This window comes from Falsihalocynthiibacter sp. SS001 (assembly GCF_042445055.1).
Lineage (GTDB): Bacteria > Pseudomonadota > Alphaproteobacteria > Rhodobacterales > Rhodobacteraceae > Falsihalocynthiibacter.
On sequence record NZ_CP170339.1, the window covers coordinates 3,026,775 to 3,046,052 of the forward strand.

The following is a 19,278-nucleotide window of genomic DNA, read 5'->3' on the forward strand; positions in this document are numbered from 1 at the left end:
CCACGAGGGAAGCCAAAGCATGAAAACACTCCTCACGAACGCAACCTTGATCGACCCAGAGGCCAAGACCGAAACGCTAGGGTGGCTCTTGATCGACAACGGCATAATCGCAGATCGCGGAACCGACACGCCACCGAAATGCGAGAACACGATTGATTGCGGCGGGCATTACCTTGCGCCGGGTATCGTTGATATCGGCGTAAAAATCGGCGAACCGGGCGAGCGCCACAAAGAGAGTTTCCGCACCGCTGGCGCAGCGGCCGCGGCGGGCGGCGTTACAACTATGGTAACAAGACCCGATACATTCCCTGCATTAGACACACCTGAAGCACTAGAATTCGTAACCCGACGTGCAAATGAAGCTGCGCCAGTACATGTCCTGCCAATGGCCGCCTTCACCAAAGGTCGCGCAGGCTCCGAGATGGTCGAGATCGGATTTCTCAAGGATGCGGGCGCCGCAGCATTTTCCGACTGCGACCACGTCATTGCCGATAGCAAGGTATTCTCTCGCGCGCTCACCTACGCCAAGAGTGTCGGCGCTTTGGTCATCGCGCACCCACAAGATCCAACCATGTCGAAGGGAGCTGCGGTAACGTCTGGCAAGTTTGCTTCGCTTCGCGGCCTACCCGCCGTTTCACCAATGGCCGAACGAATGGGGCTTGAACGCGATCTTGCGCTCGTCGAGATGACAGGCGCGCGCTATCATGCGGACAATCTCTCTACGGCAACGGCCCTGCCCGCACTGCAACGTGCTAAGGATGCCGGACTTGACGTGACCGCAGGGGTAAATATTCACCATCTTACGTTGAACGAACTGGACGTTGGTGATTATCGGACCTTCTTTAAGGTCAAACCCCCGCTGCGCAGTGAGGACGACCGCCTTGCGATGGTCGAGGCCGTCGCGACGGGGCTCATTGATATCATCTCGTCCATGCACACGCCGCAAGACGAAGAGAGCAAGCGCCTTCCGTTCCAAGAGGCCGCTTCTGGCGCAGTGGCGCTTGAGACATTGCTGCCGGCCGCGCTGCGTTTGGTGCATAACGGGTTGATCGACCTGCCCACGCTTTTTGCCGCTCTTTCGCTAAACCCTGCGCGGAGGTTGGGGCTTGAATGTGGTCGCCTCGCTAAAGGAGCGCCAGCTGATCTGGTTTTGTTCGATCTGAATGCGCCATTTTTGCTAGACCGTTTTTCCTTAAAATCGAAATCCAAAAATACACCCTTTGACGGACAGAGAATGCAGGGCAAAGTGCGCATGAGTCTTGTCGCAGGCAAAGCCGTATTCGGAGCAGACTATGCCAATAATTGAACATTCCCCGATGGTTCTCGCGATTGCGGCCGCGCTTGGGTACCTGCTCGGATCAATCCCCTTCGGGATGATACTGGCACGCGTCATGGGCCTTGGGAATCTGCGTGAAATCGGTTCAGGCAACATTGGTGCTACGAATGTCCTGAGGACGGGGAACAAATCTGCCGCTGCGCTAACGCTTATTTTTGACGCTGGCAAAGGGGCCGTTGCCGTCCTAATCGCGCACGCAATGTGGGGAGAGGACGCCGCTCAAATCGCGGGCCTAGCTGCGTTTCTTGGACATTGCTATCCCGTCTGGTTGAAGTTCGCTGGGGGCAAAGGGGTTGCGACCTATCTGGGGATCATGCTCGCCCTTAATCCACTTGTTGGCGCTGCGGCCTGTGGAACATGGCTCTTCTTTGCTCTGACGCTTCGCTACTCATCGCTTGCCGCACTCTTGGCCGCAGGGTTTGCGCCCATCTGGATGGTTTTCTTGGACCAAGACGCAACCTTTATACTTGGCGTTGTGCTCGCGCTTCTGATTTACTGGCGTCACCGCGCCAACATTGCGCGTCTAAGGACCGGCACCGAACCAAAAATTGGGAAGAGATAAATGGACACATCCGAGAATTACAGGTTACGACTTTGGGCCTTTTTCCTTAGCTTGATATTGTCGCCATTGGTTCTCGTTGCTGTCAGCTTTGCCGTTTTTCATTTCACAGCTTCGCATAGAATCGGCTTTCTGATTACCACTTCGATATCGCTGATCCTGCTCTCTTCGGCCTATATTCTGATCGGCTGGCCCGCACTTTTCTTTGGCTCCAGGAAGCGCAAGCCAACAATGTTGCGCTGGGGAGTTGTGGGGTTGATTGCCAATCTCCCTGCGCCGTTCGTCACGTTCCTGTTTGATTCTCTGTTCTCGGGGCAGCGCACGATGGATGCTCTCAAGACGAGTTTCGAGATCAGCTATACGCTCGGATTTGCGGCCATGTTTACATGGAGCGCCTTTGCCGCCCTGCTCTATCGGCTATTTACCTTCCGACGCAAATCCACTCAGGAATAGAGCCTAGTAGCTATACTCTTCATAGATACGGCTTAGGTCGCCATTCCACTCGCCGTGATATTTCTCAAGCAATTCGTCCGCGGGTGTGCGACCTGATTCAACGCTTTCCTTGAGAGCGTTGAGGAAGTGCGTTTCATCAGGAATCAAGCCACCCGCCCCTGGGCGCGCACGTGCGGCAAGGCCAGCATCGGCAATCGCAACGCATTCGCGCGCCAGATCGTGAAGCTTAATTCCGTTAAATTCGCCCTGAAGCCCGTCAACCGACGCCGCAACTCTTAGACCCTCGCGAGTCTCAGCATCCCAGCCCTTCGCCAAATCCCATGCCGCATCGAGCGAAGACTGCTCGTAGCACATGCCAACCCAGAACGCGGGCAAAGCACAAAGACGACGCCATGGACCACCATCTGCGCCGCGCATTTCCAGAAACTGCTTGATCCGCGCTTCGGGGAAAACAGTGGTCAGGTGATCCGCCCAATCCGAGAGGCTCGGCTTTTCGCCGGGCAATGCAGGAAGTTCACCCTTAAGAAAGTCGCGAAAACTCTGGCCCAGCGCGTTGATATAATTCCCGTCCCGATAGACAAAATACATCGGCACATCGAGCACATATTGCACCCATGCTTCAAATCCGAAGCCATCATCAAAAACGAACGGAAGCGTCCCTGTGCGTGCCGGATCCAAGTCCCGCCAAACCCGTGAGCGCCAAGATTTGTGGCCATTGGGTTTTCCATCAATAAACGGGGAATTCGCAAACAACGCGGTCGCGACAGGCTGAAGCGCCAAGGCTACACGCAGCTTTTGCACCATGTCGGCTTCGGATGCGAAATCCAGGTTCACCTGAACCGTGCAGGTCCGATACATCATCGTTTTCCCGAGCGAGCCAACGCGATCCATATAGTCCGTCATCAGCTTGTAACGCCCCTTGGGCATCACGGGCATATCCTCGTGCTTCCAAATGGGGGCAGCGCCAAGGCCAATGAATTTCACGCCTACTTTGTCGGCAACTTCCTGAACCTCGCGCAAGTGCGTGTTCACTTCGTCGCAAGTTTCGTGAATTGTCTCAAGTGGTGCGCCAGAGAGCTCTAACTGCCCACCCGGTTCAAGCGAAACATTCGCGCCATCCTTAGTCAGACCAATAAGTTTGCCATTTTCCTCAACGGGTGCCCATTGAAATTTGTCACGCAGCCCCGAGAGTACAGCCTCAATCGAGCGCTCCCCCGAATAAGGAAGCGGCATTTGCGAATCTATGCAGTAGCCGAATTTCTCGTGCTCGGTACCGATGCGCCAATCCGATTTAGGCTTACAACCATCTGACAAGAGCTGTGCAAGTTGATCGTGGCTTTCGATTGGGCCTCCGCCAGATTGAGGAATAGACATGGGATTGGCTCCAATTGTTTTTGCGGGACCTCATTGGTCGTGGGAAACGGACGGGATGTCAATGCAACATCCGACGAGAGAAATAGGCATCGTCCTGCCAGACGAGAAAGCGGTTATTCGTGTGGCTACTGGTGGCGGCAATCACCCGTTCGTAATCTGCACCGGGGAATGCCACGAGCGCATCAAAGAGATCATCTCCGCCTACTGCACCAGAAGGGATTCTGACGGGTTGGGCCGCGCGTTGGTAAAACACCCAGAACATATCTTCTTCGGCGGGGCCAAGATCATTGGTTTCAATCTCGATCTTTACGACCTGATCGACCGCTATTTTTGCGCCGATACCACTTGAGAAAAACGTAAGCTCATGCTCGACAACTTCGACCACCCCATCAGACATCGGAGCCTTGGCCCTAAGCCCTCTGAACCGCGCGCGGCGCGCTCCGAGGAATGCGATCGCAGCGCCCGCGACGATTACTGGAATAGATGCAAGTGAGATAAACCCACCCTGAAAAGCGCCATATGATCCAATCAGGAAGAATGCGACGCCCCAAAGTGCTTCTTGATAGCGACGTATGCTTTCGACGACTTCTGCGCGAACAAAGCTCATTCTACCAATCCCCGAACCGAACCTGCCACAGCGCAATCGCGGCCACCGCCGCCGTATCAGCCCGCAGAATCCGCGGTCCCAAGCTCACGGGATAGGCGTTCTCCATCGCGTGCAGCCGTTTGCGCTCTGTCGCTGAAAAACCGCCCTCGGGACCAATCAAGATGGCCCATTTGCCGCCGTTTTCCTGCGCCAAAGCTGCCCCTGCTCCCGCCAGTTCTTCGTCGCAGAACATAATGTTGCGATCTGCGGGCCAATCAGCGAGCAGTCGATCCAGCTTTTGTAAATCTGCGACTTCGGGCACATAGGTTCCGCCGCATTGCTCTGCGGCTTCTATTGCATGGGCCTGAAGGCGATCACGCCGTATGCGCTCGGAGTTGGTGTATTCCGTCTGTATCGGGCAAATGCGCGCGGCGCCCATCTCGGCGGCCTTCTCAACGATAAAGTCAGTGCGCGCTTTCTTGATCGGTGCAAAGCATAACCACAGGTCGGGCGGCATCTGTAGCGAAGCAGTTTGCGCTTCGCATTCAAGTACGCCGCCACGCTTTCCCGCTTCGACAACACGCGCCAGATATTCTCCATCGCGGCCATTGAACAGCGCCACATGCGCTCCGACAGTGAGTCGCATAACGCCAAACAGGTAATGCGCCTGATCGCGTTCTAGAGGAATGGTTTGCCCAACCCCCAATGCGTGTTCTACATACAGTCTAATCTTTGCACTCATGGACTCAACTTATGCCCGACCTAAACGAACTTCCAGAGGTGAACGAAGCAAATTCTGACGCCCCTGTTAAAGACGCAAAATCAGGCAATTGGGTTGATCGCTTTGCGCCTGCCCCGACGCGCCCATATCTGCGCCTGTCTCGTGCGGATCGCCCTGTGGGGACGTGGCTCCTTTACCTGCCCTGCCTTTGGGGGCTTGGCCTTGCGATGCTTGGAACTGGATCAGCATCATTTATGGACCTTTGGATTGCTGTCGGTTGTGGCATTGGCGCGTTCCTGATGCGTGGCGCGGGCTGTACGTGGAATGACATTACCGACCGCAATTTTGACGGTCGGGTAGAGCGTACCAAATCCCGCCCTATTCCGTCAGGCCAGGTCAGCGTCCGTGGCGCAGCAATCTGGATGGCGGTGCAGATGGGCGTGGCAGGGCTTATCCTGCTGACCTTCCCGCTTCCTGCAATCATCCTTGGCCTTATCTCGCTTGGTCCAGTGGCGATTTATCCGTTTGCCAAACGCTTTACGTGGTGGCCGCAAGTTTTCCTTGGCATTGCGTTCAACTGGGGCGCATTAGTTGCCTATACTGCACATCGTGACGCGATCGATTGGGCGGTTATCTTGCTCTATCTGGCTGGGATCATGTGGACACTGTTCTACGACACCGTCTATGCCCACCAAGACAAAGAAGACGACGCCCTGATTGGGATCAAATCGACGGCGCGCTTATTCGGCGACAAAACGATTGTCGCGCTTCGCTATTTTCTGATGGGCGTTGTTGTCCTGATGGGGGCGGCGGTTGTCCTAGCGATGACGCCAAACGCGCACGCGCTCGCGATTGTTGTGGCATTGGGTGGGCCATGGGCGATGGGCTGGCACCTTGCGTGGCAGATGCGCCATTTTGATGGCGATGACACCGATGTATGTCTTAGATTGTTTCGATCAAATCGGGACGCAGGGCTCATCCCTGTGCTGTTTTTCGCCGCATCGCTTCTCCTGTGATTGAACACCACTCACAGAGCGCATAAACATTGGCCGAACGAAACGATATCGGGGCTTATATGCGCTCTCATTCCACACTGGTCGCCTTCCTTTCGGTAGTTGCTGCGGCCTTGCTGTCCGTTGGGGCGGCCTATTTCGCAGTTGGTGTAATAGAACAGCGATCCGTTAGTGCGGTTGAAAACACCCTGAACGAGCAGCAAATGTCGTGGGCGCACGTGGAGGGTGACGGCCTTGTGATTACAGTCACAGGGACCGCCCCAACCGAAGCCGCGCGTTTTCGTGCACTTTCGGCAGCAGGCACAGTGGTCGATGCCGCGCGAATTACAGACTTCATCACAGTCGCCGAAGCCGAAGGAATTACGGCCCCACGTTTCTCGATTGAAATCCTTCAGAACTCCGACGGCATATCGCTGATTGGCCTTATTCCCGGCGAGTATGACCACAGCGGTTTCCTCGAAGACTTGCGTTCTGCTGCGAAGGGACGACCAATCGTTGATCTACTTCAGAAGGCACAGTACCCCGCTCCCGATGGTTGGGGCGAAGCGATGCTGTTCGGGACCTATGCCCTGCGCCAACTTGACCGCTCCAAAATCTCGCTGTCGTCTGACACGATTCTGGTGAACGCGGTAAGCGGATCACAAGAAGAGCGCGCGCGACTTGAGAGCCGCCTGCGCCGTGCCGCGCCAAAAAACGCACGGTTTATCCTTGAAATCTCGGCGCCGCGCCCTGTTCTCACACCCTTCACGCTTCGGTTTGTTTCAGAAAACGGAGAGGCGCGTTTTGATGCCTGCGCAGCGGATACCGTCACAACGCAGGCGCGCATTCTGGCCGCCGCACAAGCAGCGGGACTAACCGGACGGGCGAACTGTACGCTTGGCCTTGGCGTTCCCTCCACACGTTGGGGCGAAGCCGTTGAGAGAGGCATCCGCGCGGTTTCGCGATTGGGTGGCGGCACGCTCAATTTCGTTGACGCAGATGTAACCCTGATCGCGCCAGAAGGCACAGACGCGACACTCTTCAACACAACAGTCGCAGAACTAGAAGCGGACCTTCCGCAACTCTTCTCTCTCTCGGCAACCCTGCCCGAAACTGAGGAAGAAGAAGAGAAAGAAGAAGGCGCCGCAGAGTTTGTCGCCACGCTAAGCCCAGAAGGTCAAGTGCAACTGCGCGGCTGGGTGCCGAACGATCGTGTTCGCAAAGCGGCCCAAAGCTATGCCCGCGCACGCTTCGGACGCGACGCAGTATATGCACCACTTAGCCTTGATCCCGATCTGCCCGCTGGGTGGCCAATGCGCGTATTCTCGGGGATTGCCGCGCTCGCCGAATTGAACAACGGATCGGTTTTGGTCGACGCAGAGCACCTTTCGATTAAGGGAGTGACAGGCAACCAAGACACCAACGCCCAGCTTGCCGCGATGTTAGCGACGCAGCTTCCCGAAAATACCGACGTTGAATTCGACGTGGAATATGTCGAAGCGCTCGATCCTATCGCCGCCCTTCCCACCCCTGAGGAATGCGTTGCATCGATTAACGCGGTTATTCAGGCGAACAAAATTACGTTTGCTCCCGGTGCGGACAGAATCGACGCCGCGGCTAATTCATCCATCGACCAAATCGCCTCTCTCATGAAGGAGTGCGAAGCCGTACCGATGGAAATCGCAGGACACACCGACAGCCAAGGCCGCGAGTCAATGAACTTTGACCTTTCTCAAGCCCGCGCCGAAGCGGTTGTGAACGCTCTCATGGCGCGTCGTGTCCTGACGGGCAACCTTACCGCGCAAGGTTATGGCGAAACACGCCCGATCGCGGACAACGACACAGAAGAAGGCCGCGAAGACAATCGCCGCATCGAATTTACCCTCCTCCCGCCAGAAGGGTCACAGCCGGCAGATGAAAGTGAAGAGGCATCTAGCGAAACAGAAGAAGAAGGCGTAGAAGAAACCAGCGAGGCAGACGCCGACGCAGAACAAGAAGAAACGCCCGAGACAGCAGAGCAAGAGGCCACGGATGAACAGAATTGAGTTTATTGCCGCAACAGCGATTATCCTATTCGTGAGCTTTATGCTGGGCTGGTTTGCCAACTGGCTGGTGCATCGGTTTAGCCGCGTTTCGAAGGCCGATATCGGCGAACTGGAAAAAATGGCACAAGCGCTTCACGAGGCAGAAGAACTCAGAGATCAGGCGATCACCTATCTTGAACAGCGCGAAACAGAGCTGGCCAATCACATTTCGCAAACCGAAGCGGAACTAAAGGCGGCAATGGATGGCCTTAGAAACGCACGCCAAGAGTCCGAGGACCTTCGCGCATACATCGAAAAAGCGAACAGTAACGCCTAGGTCCAGCGGCCAAGGGCGTTTTCGTCATCCGATTTTGACTCGACCCATTCAGCCCCCGATTTGGTGAACTCTTTCTTCCAAAACGGAGCGCGGGATTTTAGATAATCCATCAGGTATTCAGCAGCTTCGAACGCCGCAACACGGTGCTTGGAGGCGGTCGCGACCATCATGATCGTTTCGCCAGCCGTTAGGGCACCAAAGCGGTGGATGACCAGCACATCAGATATTTCCCAGCGATCAATGGCCGATTGCGCAATATCGACAAGCGCACGCTCTGTCATTCCGGGATAGTGCTCAATTTCCATGCGCTCTAGATCGCCATCAGGCGTGTCGCGAACGATGCCAGTAAAGGAAACAACTGCGCCTGCCCGCTTAGCTTGCGCGGTAAATCGATTGAGTTCCGCTCCCGCGTCAAAGGCGCTTTCCTGAACCCGAATGTCCAAGGTCAGCCCCCCGTCATCGGCGGGAAAAACGCAACCTCGCGGGCATCGGCAAGCGGAGCATCAAATTCGGTCAGCTCCTGATCAACAGCAACCCTAAGTGCCCCAAGGTCGGCAAACGCTAGGGCATATCGCTCTTCGCGCGCACGCAACTCATTCACGAGGTCCATCACGGTTGCCGCAGAAGTATCGACCTTCTCTTTGGGAATGCCGATCCGCTCGCGCACCCATGCGAAATACATGACATCAAGCATCTGGCTCATCCACAAGATAAGGACGCGACTTATTAAAGTAATCCCACCCTGTAATCAGCGTGAGCGCCGCTGCGATCCACAACACCCAAAGCCCTGCGTAATGCGTCGCCAAGGCGCCAGTGCGCAGGAACCAAAGCCCCATTTCATCTTCGGTATTACCCGACAGCACACTCGAAACAATGCCGTCATCCATTCCCACGGTATTTGCCCAGAAATGATGTTCAAACACGCCCTGCGCAAACAGAAGTGAAATCGCCACCATCTGTGCCGTAGTTTTCCATTTGGCCAGTTTCGTTACCTGAAGCTTCCCCGCATCCGCGCCGAGGAACTCCCGCAGACCGCTCACGAACACTTCGCGGAACATGATCAGCGCAGCAGGGAACACAACATAGGGATACATATCCCACGCCCCGACCAAGATCATAAGCGCGATCACCACCATCGCCTTGTCGGCAATCGGGTCCAGCATCGCGCCGAACTTACTTTCTTGCTTCCATTTTCGAGCAAGGTATCCGTCGATATAATCAGTGAGTGCCGCACCGACGAAAAGCACGATAGCCACCCAATCCGCCAAGCCGCGCGGCAGAAAAACAAACGCAAACGCAAGAAACGGCGCCGCGAGCAAACGACCAATGGTCAGAATATTCGGTAAGTTCCAAGTCATACGCTCTTGTTAGCCTCTTTGGTTCCTCTAAGGGAGTGGGTTTATGAATTTATTCACGATTTTTTATCGTCTTAACCCTTTTCGTGAAAATAGTCATATAGCGTTTCCGCAAGTGCGTCGGATATTCCGTCTACAGCTTTGAGGTCCGCCAACCCCGCGCGCGAGACCGCTTTGGAGCTTCCGAAATGCGCCAGAAGAGCTCGTTTGCGCGCGGCACCTACGCCCGGAATGGCGTCTAGCGGAGTTGCACCAAAGGCCTTGGCCCGTTTGGCACGGTGTGTTCCAATTGCGAAGCGGTGTGCCTCATCACGCATACGCTGGATGAAATACAACACCGGATCGTTATGCCGTAGCGCCATGGGGCGTTTGCCCGTGCGGTGGAATTCCTCTTTGCCGTGATCGCGGTCCACGCCTTTGGCGACACCGACCATTGGAATATCGCCGACACCATACTCGTTCATAATTTCACGCACAGCGCTCACCTGCCCCGCGCCACCATCAATAAGCAACAAATCAGGCCATGTCCCGCTGGAACGATCTGGGTCTTCCTTCAACAGCCGCTTGAAACGTCGGGTCAGGACCTCTTTCATCATGCCAAAGTCGTCGCCAGGCGTGACTTCGTCGCCCTTTATGTTGAACTTGCGATACTGGTTCTTAATAAAACCTTCTGGCCCCGCCACAATCATCCCCCCGACCGCGTGGGTGCCCGAGATATGCGAGTTGTCATAAACCTCAATCCGCTTGGGTGGCGCCGGGAGTTCAAACGCTTCGGCAATACCGGCAAGGAGTTTGGACTGCGCGGCTGTCTCCGACATTTTGCGCGCCAAACTCTCGCGGGCGTTGCGGCTGGCGTTTACGACTAACTCATGCTTTTCGCCTCGTTGCGGCACCAAAACCTCGACTTTACGATTGGCTTTCTGGCTCAGCGCTTCGGCCATAAGATCGCGATTTTCGATATCATGCGACAGAAGGACTTGTTTCGGCGGAACCTTATTGTCGTAGAACTGTCCAAGAAACGCCTCCAGCACCTCAGCGGGCGAAATATCCGCGCCGACACGTGGATAGAAATCTCGATTGCCCCAGTTCTGATTGGCGCGCACAAAGAACACCTGAACACAGGCCTGCCCATCCTCAAGATGCAGGGATACGATATCTGCCTCGGCCACACTTCGCGGGTTAATACCCTGACTCTGCTGCACCTGTGTCAACGCCTTGATACGGTCACGCAATGCGGCGGCACGCTCAAACTCCAGCGCCTCGCTTGCTCTGGCCATTTCGTCCGCCAGAGTGGACTGCACGTTAGTCGATTTTCCCTGTAAGAAACGCTCGGCGTCACCGACCATCTTCGCATAGTCTTCCTTGCTGATCAGACCAACGCACGGCGCAGAGCACCGCTTGATCTGATATTGCAAACACGGGCGCGTGCGACTCTCGAAGGTTGTGTCGGAACAGTCGCGGAGCAAGAACACTTTCTGAAGTTGGTTCAGGGTTCGGTTCACAGCGCCCGCGCTGGCAAAAGGTCCATAGTAATTCCCCTTGGTACTCTTGCGACCACGATGTTTACGAACTGGCGGAAAGCTATGCTCCTTTGAAACCAGAATATTCGCAAAGCTCTTATCATCGCGCAGCAGCACGTTGTACTTGGGCTTAAGTTGCTTGATCAAATTCTGCTCAAGCAAGAGCGCCTCGGTCTCGGTGCGGGTCGTCAGGAACATCATTTCTGCGGTTTCTGAGATCATCCGCAAAATACGTCCGGTGTGACCGTTAGGATTCGCATAATTTGAAACGCGCTTACGAAGATTTCGGGCCTTCCCCACATAGAGAACCCGCGCTTCGCTATCGAGCATTCGGTAAACGCCGGGCGAGCTGTCTAATGTATGCAAGTATCCCTGAACCCGCGCATGGCCCATGAGCGGCGCAGATGTTGCAAATGTTTCAGCAGCTTGGCCCGTCGTATCCGAAGTATCATTCATATTTGTGATTCCATTCTGCGCTGCAATCTATTCGCTCTGGGAGCAAGAGAAAATATGTCCACGGTTTCTGTGGATAACTACGTTGATAAGTTTCCGTGATCGCGCGTTTTCCCTTTATTTTGGGTATAATGCATGCGTTGCACAATTATTAGGCAGAAGGGTAACGCGCTGAAAACAAATGAAACTTTTTCGACACCTCAGCAAACCCCTGAAAACATTAACAAAACTGTGACAGTTTCGTTAACTATTTGTGATAGGTGGACAAGTCCTCGCCGCTACCCATCTAATTGTTTCCAATATCGCCTATAATGTCACGTGTTTTCCACGTGAGGTGCTGCCCGCCATCAACACAAAGCAGCTGTCCAGTAACGGCCTGCGCATCAAGAAAGTACCCAAGGGCAGCAGTTATATCTGAAACATCTGCCCCACGCTCCAGAAGGCTTCTACGACGCTGTGACGCAAAATGCTCGTCGGTCTGGCGTAATCCTTTAAGCGTTGTTCCCGGCCCAATTGCATTCACTCGTATACGAGGCGCCAAGGCCTGCGCGGAGGTTTGCGTCAGGTTCCAGAGCGCCTGCTTTGCTAGCGAGTATGTCATAAACTCGGGTGTCAGTTTGCGAACACGTTGATCGACCATATTGACGATCATGAGTTTTTTGCCCGCCACGCTCTTTGGGTCTAGGTCTGGCACCTGTGCAGCAAACTTCTGTGTCAAAATGAACGGTGCGTGGAAGTTCGACATCATATGCCGGTCCCAAGTTTCGCGCGTTGCCGTTTCCAAGGTGTCGTATTCAAAGATCGACGCATTGTTGACCAAACACGTAATATCCCCGCCAAGAAGCTCACGCGCGCGATCTACCAGCGTCTCGCATTGATCCAAGTCGAGCAAGTCAGCCTGAAGCACCTCGGCATTTCGACCAAGTTCTCGAATCTTGGCAACGGTCTCTTGGGCGCCATCAACCGAGCTGGCATAGTGAACGGCCACATCAAAACCGCGTCCCGCCAGATACACGGCCATTGCCTGCCCCAAGCGCGCACCCGCGCCCGTTATCAAAGCTCGTTGCTGCATCGTGCCCTCCTCTGATTACATCAGGACGACCGCCAGATACGCGGCATATGCGCCCGTCAAAACGATGCCCCAAATGCGCGTCAAATTCCAACCCAGATACACAAAAGGCAAAAGGAACAGCGACGCCGCCATCATTACCCAGAGATCGAATTGAAGCACCTGCTCAGAAATCTGGATTGGACCGATTAGCGAACCGATCCCCATGATGGCCAGAAGGTTAAACATATTGCTGCCGATCACATTGCCCAACGCGACATCCGCCTGCCGACGAAGCGCTGCCATAACTGTCGTCGCCAACTCGGGCAGCGATGTTCCGATAGCAACAAGTGTAAGGCCGATCACGGTATCGCTTAGGCCAAATCGGCCCGCAATGATCACAGAATTATTGACTAGAATGTCCGCACCAAGCGGCAAGCCGATCAAGCCAATGACAAGAAAGAATGCAATCGACCAGCCCGAGATTTTCGGGTCTGCGCCCTCCACCTCTTCAAGATCGATAGGCGCGTCGCAAGCGTCCGCACGGTGACGGACGGCCTCGCGGCCTGCATCGATCAGGATATAGGCGAGTGCACCAAGCAAAACCAAACCATGCGGCCAGCGGAGGGGCCCCATAAAACAAAGGGCTGCGAACAAAAGTGACGCGCCCATCATGAAGATATAGTTTTTGCGGGTGTTACACTCTGCGGTGTGCATCGTCGTGATGAGTGCAGGAATACCCAATACTAACAACACGTTCGCAGTATTCGAACCAATGACATTCCCCAGCGCCATACCCGAAAGGTTATCGCGAACTGCTTCAATCGTAATCAAAAGCTCGGGCGCCGAAGTGCCGAATGCAACGATGGTCAGACTCACAATCAGAGGCGGAATGCCCAAACGCAAGGACAGGTTCACTGCGCCTCGAACAAGTAAGTCACCAGACAACAAAAGTATGACGAGCCCCAAACCCACCATTAACCATTCGAGCATATTCTAACCTTTATCCCTTTGACATCGGCAAGGCGATTTACGAAATCGTACCCGTCCGCATGTCTCGCATTTTGCCCGTGCGACCTGCTTATGACCCGGGTACCGGAGCCGGCCAAACATCGCCAGAACCAACATCCCGATCAAAAATAAGCTGACGACCTTAATCACGGCTAAAGCCCAAATCGGGCGAACTCACCGCGCTCTTCGATTTTCTCAACAGCATCCCCAAGTAGCTGTGCCCCAAAACGTCGCAGCAACGGTTTCTTTGGACCGTAGCGCACGAAATTGACCTTCTCGCCGTACTGCTCTCGCATTTTTGGCATCATGTGTGCAAGCCCATCAACAAGCCCAAGCTCAAGCGCTTGTTTTCCAATCCAGTACTCGCCCGTGAACAGATCTTTATCGGCGAGCTTATCGCCGCGACGCGAATCTATTTGTTCTTTGAACACATCGTGCATTTGCTCAAGCAGCACCTTTAGACGCTTCACATCAGCAGGCTTCTCAGGGAGGAATGGATCATTCGTGCTTTTTGACTTACCAGCCGTATAAATCCGACGCTCCACGCCGATTTTTTCTAGCAATCCGACCATACCAAAGCCCGACGAGATCACGCCAATGCTGCCAACGATCGACGCGGCATCGGCCCAGATTTCATCCGCAGCAGATGCAAGCCAATACCCCCCAGACGCGGCCACGTCCTCGACAAATGCATAAACTGGAATGCTCAATTCATCCGACAAGCTGCGGATGTGTGCGCCAATCAACGCACTCTGAACGGGCGATCCACCAGGGGAGTTGATCAATAACGCAACCGCAACAGGCTTGCCGCGCCGAAAAGCGCGCTCCAACACAGGCCCGACAGAGGCCGCATTCAACGCGCCACGACCAGATGCTGAAATCACGCCCTGAAGCCGTACAACCGCGACTCTTGGCTCTGACTTAACGAAGGGGATAAATCTTTTCATGTATGGCATGTAGGCTGCGTGATTGCACCGAACAAGGGCAGGGACGAAATCTCGGATAACTGTTGCGCAGTTACCCAATTGCGCTCCAATCCGCCATATCAACAGCTTTCAACATACGCCTCAAACAGTTAGCATCTAGACTAGAAACTCGTGGCATACTGATACTCACCCTAGGGCTGACAATGCGAAAATTACCCGAAATTGCGACGCTTTGGATTGGCGGGAAACTCTCATGGCTTGAGCAGCTTTGCCTCGTAAGTTTTGCGCGCGCTGGGCACAATGTAACGCTATACAGCTATGAACACATCCCGAACTGCCCCGATGAGATAGAACAGCTTCCGGCTGATCCGATCTTTGGTGCAAACCCGATGCTCCGACATGCGCGCACGGGCAGCCCAGCCATTCACGCAGATATGTTCCGCCTTCATATGCTTCACCAGACGGGAAAAATATGGGTAGATGCGGACATGTATTGTTATCGCCCGTTTGATTTCCGTGACCCACACGTGTTCGGATGGGAAAAGCCCGGGCTGGTTTGCAATGCGGTTCTCGGTCTTCCACAGGATAGCGAGGCGCTCGGAAACATGCTTGAGTTCTTTAAGGACGAATATGCTATCGCGCCGTGGCTAAAGCCTTGGCAAAAAAGAGAACTGGAAGCAGAACGCGACGCTGGAAACCCTGTTCACATGACCAAGCAATCTTGGGGCTTCACAGGGCCAGCCGCAGTAACGCATTTCCTGATCGAGAGCGGCGAGATAAAATATGCGGCTCCGGAGGCCGCATTTTACCCAATTTCGTTCGGCAAGCGAAACCAAATGATTAAGAGCCGTATCAATATCCCCGAGAAACTAAGTAACGAGACCCATGGTGTGCACTTCTGGGCGCGCCGTATGAAACCGAGACTCGAAGAGCAAGAGGGCGGAACACCACGAAAAGGGAGTTTCATGGCAGACTTGATTGAGCGCCACGGAATCGACTGTGAAGCCGCGCCAATACCGAAAAAAGTCGTTCCGCAAGACCCAAGAATTGATGACCCTAAGTTCATGGCCGCGATTGCTCTAGAAGGCCTAAGGGCGGACGCGTCACCAGACTCGATTTCCCGAAAGCACAATATCTCACCATCAGTTGTGCGTGAAGCTATTCGGAAACTTCGCGACGAAGCTGAGACTATATTCGCGCCTTAATTCGCCGCATCTTTGCCTGACTGATCGCCGCGCGCCTGATCGCTTCGACGGATCATTGCGCCCACGCGAAGTCCGCCCGGCAAGCCAACGCGGCTTCTTGTTCTAAGAACAGGTGTGTTCTTGGACGCATTCGACGATGACTCTCGCATCAGGATATAGATGCCGCTTCCGATGATGACCGCTGCACCGATTATGGTTCCACGATCGAGGGTTTCGTTAAAGATGAAGTAGCCGAAGATGCTCGCCCAGATAATTTGTGAGTATTGCATCGGGGCTACGATAACGGCTTCGCCCATGCGGTAGGCATAAATCTGGAACGTCATCGCAATAAATGCGAGGAACGCGATGACGGCAACTGCGCCGAAATCGGCGGCGGCCATGGGAATGTAGGTGAAGGGCATGATGCATCCCATCACGATGAAGTTCCCCATCATTGGATAAAGGAGCAGTACGACGCTGCGCTCCACTTGGCCGATTTTGCGCACGATTATGGAACTCAGCGCGCCTCCGACTGCGGCGGTCAATGCTGCGAGGTGACCAACGCCAAGGTCCGCCCCTTGAGGGCGCAGAACGATCAAAACGCCACCCAATCCGACAAAAACTGCCAACCAACGCCGAAGGCGAACGCGTTCGCCCAAAACGGGGATTGCGAGCACGGTAATCATTAAAGGTGTAGCAAAGAGTATCGCGTAAACTTGCGCCAACGGGAGATGCGCAAAGGCATAAAACGCGCTCGCGCCCGTCACAACAGAGGACAAGGTACGCACCATCATCCACCATGGATGCACAGGCCGCAAAGTGCCGTGCGTTGCGTCACGCATCAACATTACTGTCACGAATGGGAAACCGAGCAGAACGCTGAAAAACACGATCTGAAATGCCGAATACGTCCCGCCAAGAGACTTTACGATCACATCATGCGTGGCAAAAATGGCAAAGGCGATAAGCGCAGAGAGCGCGCCTTTGAGGTTCGACGGAATATTCGGCATCAATAGTCCCAGCAAGAATAGAGCGATTTCAACAGGATTTGTTTGGTTACACCTGATGCCAAATTCGATGTCACTTCAAGATCATCATGCCACAAAAAACAAAAAAGGGGGCACATGGCCCCCAATTCTGAATATTCACAATCGGATCAGAGACTAGCGTCGAGTGCCGCAATAATCGCATCACCCATTTCTGTGGTCGTGATGGGTGTGCCGCCATCAGGTCCCAGCAGGTCAGCTGTACGTGCGCCATCGGCTAGAACTTTCTCAATCGCCGCTTCAAGACGTGCTGCCTCGTCACCTGCGTCAAACGAGTAGCGCAGGGCCATCGCAAAGCTCAGGATACAGGCGATAGGGTTGGCTTTCCCTTGGCCAGCGATGTCAGGTGCGGAGCCGTGAACCGGTTCGTATAGCGCCTTGGGACGACCGTTCGCCATTGGCGCACCCAAGCTTGCAGAAGGCAACATGCCAAGCGAGCCCGTAAGCATCGCCGCAGCATCCGAAAGAATATCGCCAAAGAGGTTATCAGTGACGATCACGTCGAATTGCTTGGGCGCGCGAACAAGTTGCATCGCGCCGTTGTCGGCGTACATGTGGCTAAGCTCAACGTCGGAGTATTCGGCCTTATGCACCTCATTGACAACATCGCGCCAAAGGATACCGCTCTCCATCACGTTTGCCTTTTCCATCGAACAAACGCGGTTGCCACGACGGCGCGCCAATTCAAATGCGCTACGGGCAACACGCGCGATTTCGCTTTCGGTGTAACGCTGGGTATTGATACCGACGCGCTCGTTTCCTTCGTTGATGATACCGCGCGGCTCACCAAAGTAGATGCCGGACGTCAACTCGCGAACGATGATAATATCCAGACCAGCAACAACGTCTTTCTTGAGGCTGGAGAAATCAGCGAGCGCATCAAAACACTGTGCTGGACGCAAATTCGAGAACAGGTCCATTTCCTTGCGGAGGCGAAGAAGGCCGCGCTCTGGCTTTACCGAGAAATCCAAGTCGTCATACTTGGGTCCACCAACGGCACCCAAGAGCACCGCGTCAACTTCTTGAGCGCGCGCCATCGTGTCGTCGTGAAGCGGCGTACCATGCTTGTCGTATGCGGCGCCCCCAACGAGATCCTCGGAAACATCAAACGCCATGTCGCGTTTATCTCCGAACCAAGTGATGACTTTGCGGACTTCGTCCATGACTTCAGGGCCGATACCATCACCAGGAAGGATCAGAATGGATGGGTTGCTCATGGGGACTCCTCGACTATTTGCTAAGTTGCGAACGGAGTAGCCCGTGCAGATAAGAAATTCAAGCGTCCGCAGCACCACATTGGCCCTATATGATAAGTTCTGCTGGCCGCGGAACATCTTGTTTCTTCAAGGCATCTTCATATCGATCCATACCAATCTGTGATGGGTCGTTGCTCCCCTGAGCAGACCCGCAAGCTCGCTGGATGTAGGCGGCCAAAATACACCGCTATCTGTGACATGCAATTGCACGGATGGAAGGACATAGTCGACGCGCAAATTGCTGGGTAGGTTTTCGCCCCAAGACGCCGTGTGTAGCCCAGCATCGCCCAAATGAAGAGTATTTACAGCCTCAAGCCCCCCTTCACTGGCGGGCATCGGGTCTTGAATGCGAGGGTGAGCGAGAAGTTCTTGGATAACCTCTCGATTGCCCTCTCCATCGTGCGGATCAAGATTTGCGTTCCCTAGAATAACAAAAGGGGCGGCTGGCGGTTCCTGCGCCAAATCGCCATCTATGTAGCGGATCCAGAAGCGTGTTTCGTCGGCATTTCGCTTGCCGTTCATATCCTCCGGCCCGTCAAACACAGGCGGGGTTGCCGAATAGGCAAGCAGATGTAGCGGACCATCGGGTGTCTTAATTTGGATATCCCAGTGCGCCGTTGTCGAGAGGCGCTGAATGTCCTGAACCTCTTTCGAAGGAAATGGAGCACCTTGAGTCATTGGCATATCCGCGTTCGGGAACTCCGCCCATAGCATTTCGGAAAAATCCCGCACGCTTCCAATCGGATAGCGCGAAAGAACAGCCATTCCATCCGCGCCAGCGTAACGTCCGTATCCTTGGGCATCCCGAGCGGTCCCTGCCCGCCCATCGCCATTCATATCTATGCCCGTTTGCAGGCCGGAATTCGGAAGATTAGTGAATGTGTGTGAATACTCAGCTCCGTACGCGGCAAGTGAATTCGAGAACGCGCGAACTGTTTCGCCACCATGATCGTAATCTATACCCATCAGCAGAATAACGTCAGGATTCACATGCCCTATCACGCGCTGCGCCGCCAGTATATCGGTGGACTCGCCCCGAATAATATCACGTAGCAATAAACCGGGCCCTTTGCGAGACAAGTCCACCGAATAAGTGG

General features: G+C 54.5%; 20 protein-coding genes. 7 read left to right on the forward strand and 13 right to left on the reverse strand.

Features of this window, described 5'->3' with window-relative positions; genetic code table 11:
- The first annotated feature begins 19 nt into the window (after nucleotides 1-19).
- Genes pyrC through ACFE33_RS14560 form a run of 3 tightly spaced genes read left to right on the forward strand, consistent with a single transcriptional unit; the run spans nucleotide 20 to nucleotide 2,348 of the window.
- Entirely contained in the window at nucleotides 20-1,306 is a 1,287-nt protein-coding gene (gene pyrC, locus ACFE33_RS14550) for a dihydroorotase (protein ID WP_380054892.1), read from the forward strand.
- The gene (gene plsY / locus ACFE33_RS14555; RefSeq protein ID WP_380054895.1) at nucleotides 1,293-1,898 is read left to right on the forward strand and encodes a glycerol-3-phosphate 1-O-acyltransferase PlsY; all 606 of its coding nucleotides are present in this window, start codon (nucleotides 1,293-1,295) and stop codon (nucleotides 1,896-1,898) included. Before pyrC ends, plsY begins: the two co-directional genes overlap by 14 nt.
- Nucleotides 1,899-2,348: a hypothetical protein gene (locus ACFE33_RS14560; RefSeq protein WP_380054898.1), complete on the forward strand. Its 450-nt coding sequence runs from the start codon at nucleotides 1,899-1,901 to the stop codon at nucleotides 2,346-2,348.
- Nucleotides 2,349-2,351: 3 nt separating this feature from the next.
- On the opposite strand, the gene ACFE33_RS14565 is transcribed toward ACFE33_RS14560, so the two are convergent.
- Genes ACFE33_RS14565 through ACFE33_RS14575 form a run of 3 tightly spaced genes read right to left on the reverse strand, consistent with a single transcriptional unit; the run spans nucleotide 2,352 to nucleotide 5,050 of the window.
- Nucleotides 2,352-3,722, reverse strand: a complete 1,371-nt coding sequence (locus ACFE33_RS14565; protein ID WP_380054901.1) for a glutamate--cysteine ligase — start codon at nucleotides 3,720-3,722, stop codon at nucleotides 2,352-2,354.
- Nucleotides 3,723-3,780: 58 nt separating this feature from the next.
- On the reverse strand, nucleotides 3,781-4,329 hold the full coding sequence (locus tag ACFE33_RS14570) for a hypothetical protein (protein WP_380054903.1): 549 nt from the start codon (nucleotides 4,327-4,329) through the stop codon (nucleotides 3,781-3,783).
- Between the two features lies 1 nt (nucleotide 4,330).
- Complete coding sequence (locus ACFE33_RS14575) at nucleotides 4,331-5,050, reverse strand: 16S rRNA (uracil(1498)-N(3))-methyltransferase (RefSeq protein ID WP_380054906.1); 720 nt, start codon at nucleotides 5,048-5,050, stop codon at nucleotides 4,331-4,333.
- A gap of 11 nt (nucleotides 5,051-5,061) precedes the next feature.
- On the opposite strand from ACFE33_RS14575, the gene ubiA reads away from it, so the two are divergent.
- From ubiA to ACFE33_RS14590, 3 genes are read left to right on the forward strand one after another with little or no spacing between them, the layout of a single operon-like run.
- Nucleotides 5,062-6,045 carry a 4-hydroxybenzoate octaprenyltransferase gene (gene ubiA / locus ACFE33_RS14580; protein ID WP_380054909.1) on the forward strand — a complete coding sequence of 328 codons (984 nt, stop codon included), beginning with the start codon at nucleotides 5,062-5,064 and terminating at the stop codon, nucleotides 6,043-6,045.
- Nucleotides 6,046-6,104: 59 nt separating this feature from the next.
- Nucleotides 6,105-8,066: an OmpA family protein gene (locus tag ACFE33_RS14585; RefSeq protein WP_380054912.1), complete on the forward strand. Its 1,962-nt coding sequence runs from the start codon at nucleotides 6,105-6,107 to the stop codon at nucleotides 8,064-8,066.
- Nucleotides 8,053-8,382, forward strand: a complete 330-nt coding sequence (locus tag ACFE33_RS14590; protein WP_380054914.1) for a hypothetical protein — start codon at nucleotides 8,053-8,055, stop codon at nucleotides 8,380-8,382. The genes ACFE33_RS14585 and ACFE33_RS14590 overlap by 14 nt, the downstream gene beginning before the upstream one ends.
- Here the strand turns inward: ACFE33_RS14590 and ACFE33_RS14595 are convergent.
- From ACFE33_RS14595 to ACFE33_RS14625, 7 genes are all read right to left on the reverse strand, one after another.
- Nucleotides 8,379-8,825: a molybdenum cofactor biosynthesis protein MoaE gene (locus ACFE33_RS14595; RefSeq protein ID WP_380054917.1), complete on the reverse strand. Its 447-nt coding sequence runs from the start codon at nucleotides 8,823-8,825 to the stop codon at nucleotides 8,379-8,381. The genes ACFE33_RS14590 and ACFE33_RS14595 overlap by 4 nt on opposite strands.
- A gap of 2 nt (nucleotides 8,826-8,827) precedes the next feature.
- Nucleotides 8,828-9,076 (reverse strand): molybdopterin converting factor subunit 1, encoded by a 249-nt coding sequence (moaD, locus tag ACFE33_RS14600; protein WP_380054919.1) that lies wholly within the window; start codon nucleotides 9,074-9,076, stop codon nucleotides 8,828-8,830.
- On the reverse strand, nucleotides 9,069-9,740 hold the full coding sequence (pgsA, locus tag ACFE33_RS14605) for a CDP-diacylglycerol--glycerol-3-phosphate 3-phosphatidyltransferase (RefSeq protein WP_380054922.1): 672 nt from the start codon (nucleotides 9,738-9,740) through the stop codon (nucleotides 9,069-9,071). The genes moaD and pgsA overlap by 8 nt, the downstream gene beginning before the upstream one ends.
- A gap of 71 nt (nucleotides 9,741-9,811) precedes the next feature.
- Nucleotides 9,812-11,650 carry an excinuclease ABC subunit UvrC gene (gene uvrC, locus ACFE33_RS14610; RefSeq protein ID WP_380058741.1) on the reverse strand — a complete coding sequence of 613 codons (1,839 nt, stop codon included), beginning with the start codon at nucleotides 11,648-11,650 and terminating at the stop codon, nucleotides 9,812-9,814.
- Between the two features lie 346 nt (nucleotides 11,651-11,996).
- Nucleotides 11,997-12,782, reverse strand: a complete 786-nt coding sequence (locus ACFE33_RS14615; RefSeq protein WP_380054925.1) for an SDR family oxidoreductase — start codon at nucleotides 12,780-12,782, stop codon at nucleotides 11,997-11,999.
- Between the two features lie 15 nt (nucleotides 12,783-12,797).
- Entirely contained in the window at nucleotides 12,798-13,751 is a 954-nt protein-coding gene (locus ACFE33_RS14620) for a calcium/sodium antiporter (RefSeq protein ID WP_380054928.1), read from the reverse strand.
- A gap of 170 nt (nucleotides 13,752-13,921) precedes the next feature.
- The gene (locus tag ACFE33_RS14625) at nucleotides 13,922-14,716 is read right to left on the reverse strand and encodes a S49 family peptidase (RefSeq protein WP_380054931.1); all 795 of its coding nucleotides are present in this window, start codon (nucleotides 14,714-14,716) and stop codon (nucleotides 13,922-13,924) included.
- Nucleotides 14,717-14,898: 182 nt separating this feature from the next.
- Between ACFE33_RS14625 and ACFE33_RS14630 the strand changes: the two genes are divergently transcribed.
- Entirely contained in the window at nucleotides 14,899-15,900 is a 1,002-nt protein-coding gene (locus ACFE33_RS14630; RefSeq protein ID WP_380054933.1) for a hypothetical protein, read from the forward strand.
- On the opposite strand, the gene ACFE33_RS14635 is transcribed toward ACFE33_RS14630, so the two are convergent.
- The 3 genes from ACFE33_RS14635 to ACFE33_RS14645 form a co-directional block, all read right to left on the reverse strand.
- Entirely contained in the window at nucleotides 15,897-16,880 is a 984-nt protein-coding gene (locus ACFE33_RS14635) for a DMT family transporter (RefSeq protein WP_380058743.1), read from the reverse strand. The two genes, ACFE33_RS14630 and ACFE33_RS14635, sit on opposite strands and share 4 nt — an antisense overlap.
- A gap of 155 nt (nucleotides 16,881-17,035) precedes the next feature.
- Nucleotides 17,036-18,142: a 3-isopropylmalate dehydrogenase gene (leuB, locus tag ACFE33_RS14640; RefSeq protein WP_380054936.1), complete on the reverse strand. Its 1,107-nt coding sequence runs from the start codon at nucleotides 18,140-18,142 to the stop codon at nucleotides 17,036-17,038.
- Between the two features lie 126 nt (nucleotides 18,143-18,268).
- Nucleotides 18,269-19,237: an endonuclease/exonuclease/phosphatase family protein gene (locus ACFE33_RS14645; RefSeq protein ID WP_380054939.1), complete on the reverse strand. Its 969-nt coding sequence runs from the start codon at nucleotides 19,235-19,237 to the stop codon at nucleotides 18,269-18,271.
- Between the last annotated feature and the right edge of the window lie 41 nt (nucleotides 19,238-19,278).

Excerpts from the sequence above, each read along its gene's own strand:
- pyrC (WP_380054892.1), top strand. The coding sequence starts at position 20 with ATGAAAACACTCCTCACGAACGCAACCTTGATCGACCCAGAGGCCAAG.
- plsY (WP_380054895.1), top strand. The coding sequence starts at position 1,293 with ATGCCAATAATTGAACATTCCCCGATGGTTCTCGCGATTGCGGCCGCG.
- ACFE33_RS14560 (WP_380054898.1), top strand. The coding sequence starts at position 1,899 with ATGGACACATCCGAGAATTACAGGTTACGACTTTGGGCCTTTTTCCTT.
- ACFE33_RS14565 (WP_380054901.1), bottom strand. The coding sequence starts at position 3,722 with ATGTCTATTCCTCAATCTGGCGGAGGCCCAATCGAAAGCCACGATCAA.
- ACFE33_RS14570 (WP_380054903.1), bottom strand. The coding sequence starts at position 4,329 with ATGAGCTTTGTTCGCGCAGAAGTCGTCGAAAGCATACGTCGCTATCAA.
- ACFE33_RS14575 (WP_380054906.1), bottom strand. The coding sequence starts at position 5,050 with ATGAGTGCAAAGATTAGACTGTATGTAGAACACGCATTGGGGGTTGGG.
- ubiA (WP_380054909.1), top strand. The coding sequence starts at position 5,062 with ATGCCCGACCTAAACGAACTTCCAGAGGTGAACGAAGCAAATTCTGAC.
- ACFE33_RS14585 (WP_380054912.1), top strand. The coding sequence starts at position 6,105 with ATGCGCTCTCATTCCACACTGGTCGCCTTCCTTTCGGTAGTTGCTGCG.
- ACFE33_RS14590 (WP_380054914.1), top strand. The coding sequence starts at position 8,053 with ATGAACAGAATTGAGTTTATTGCCGCAACAGCGATTATCCTATTCGTG.
- moaD (WP_380054919.1), bottom strand. The coding sequence starts at position 9,076 with ATGCTTGATGTCATGTATTTCGCATGGGTGCGCGAGCGGATCGGCATT.
- pgsA (WP_380054922.1), bottom strand. The coding sequence starts at position 9,740 with ATGACTTGGAACTTACCGAATATTCTGACCATTGGTCGTTTGCTCGCG.
- uvrC (WP_380058741.1), bottom strand. The coding sequence starts at position 11,650 with ATGGGCCATGCGCGGGTTCAGGGATACTTGCATACATTAGACAGCTCG.
- ACFE33_RS14615 (WP_380054925.1), bottom strand. The coding sequence starts at position 12,782 with ATGCAGCAACGAGCTTTGATAACGGGCGCGGGTGCGCGCTTGGGGCAG.
- ACFE33_RS14620 (WP_380054928.1), bottom strand. The coding sequence starts at position 13,751 with ATGCTCGAATGGTTAATGGTGGGTTTGGGGCTCGTCATACTTTTGTTG.
- ACFE33_RS14625 (WP_380054931.1), bottom strand. The coding sequence starts at position 14,716 with ATGAAAAGATTTATCCCCTTCGTTAAGTCAGAGCCAAGAGTCGCGGTT.
- ACFE33_RS14630 (WP_380054933.1), top strand. The coding sequence starts at position 14,899 with ATGCGAAAATTACCCGAAATTGCGACGCTTTGGATTGGCGGGAAACTC.
- leuB (WP_380054936.1), bottom strand. The coding sequence starts at position 18,142 with ATGAGCAACCCATCCATTCTGATCCTTCCTGGTGATGGTATCGGCCCT.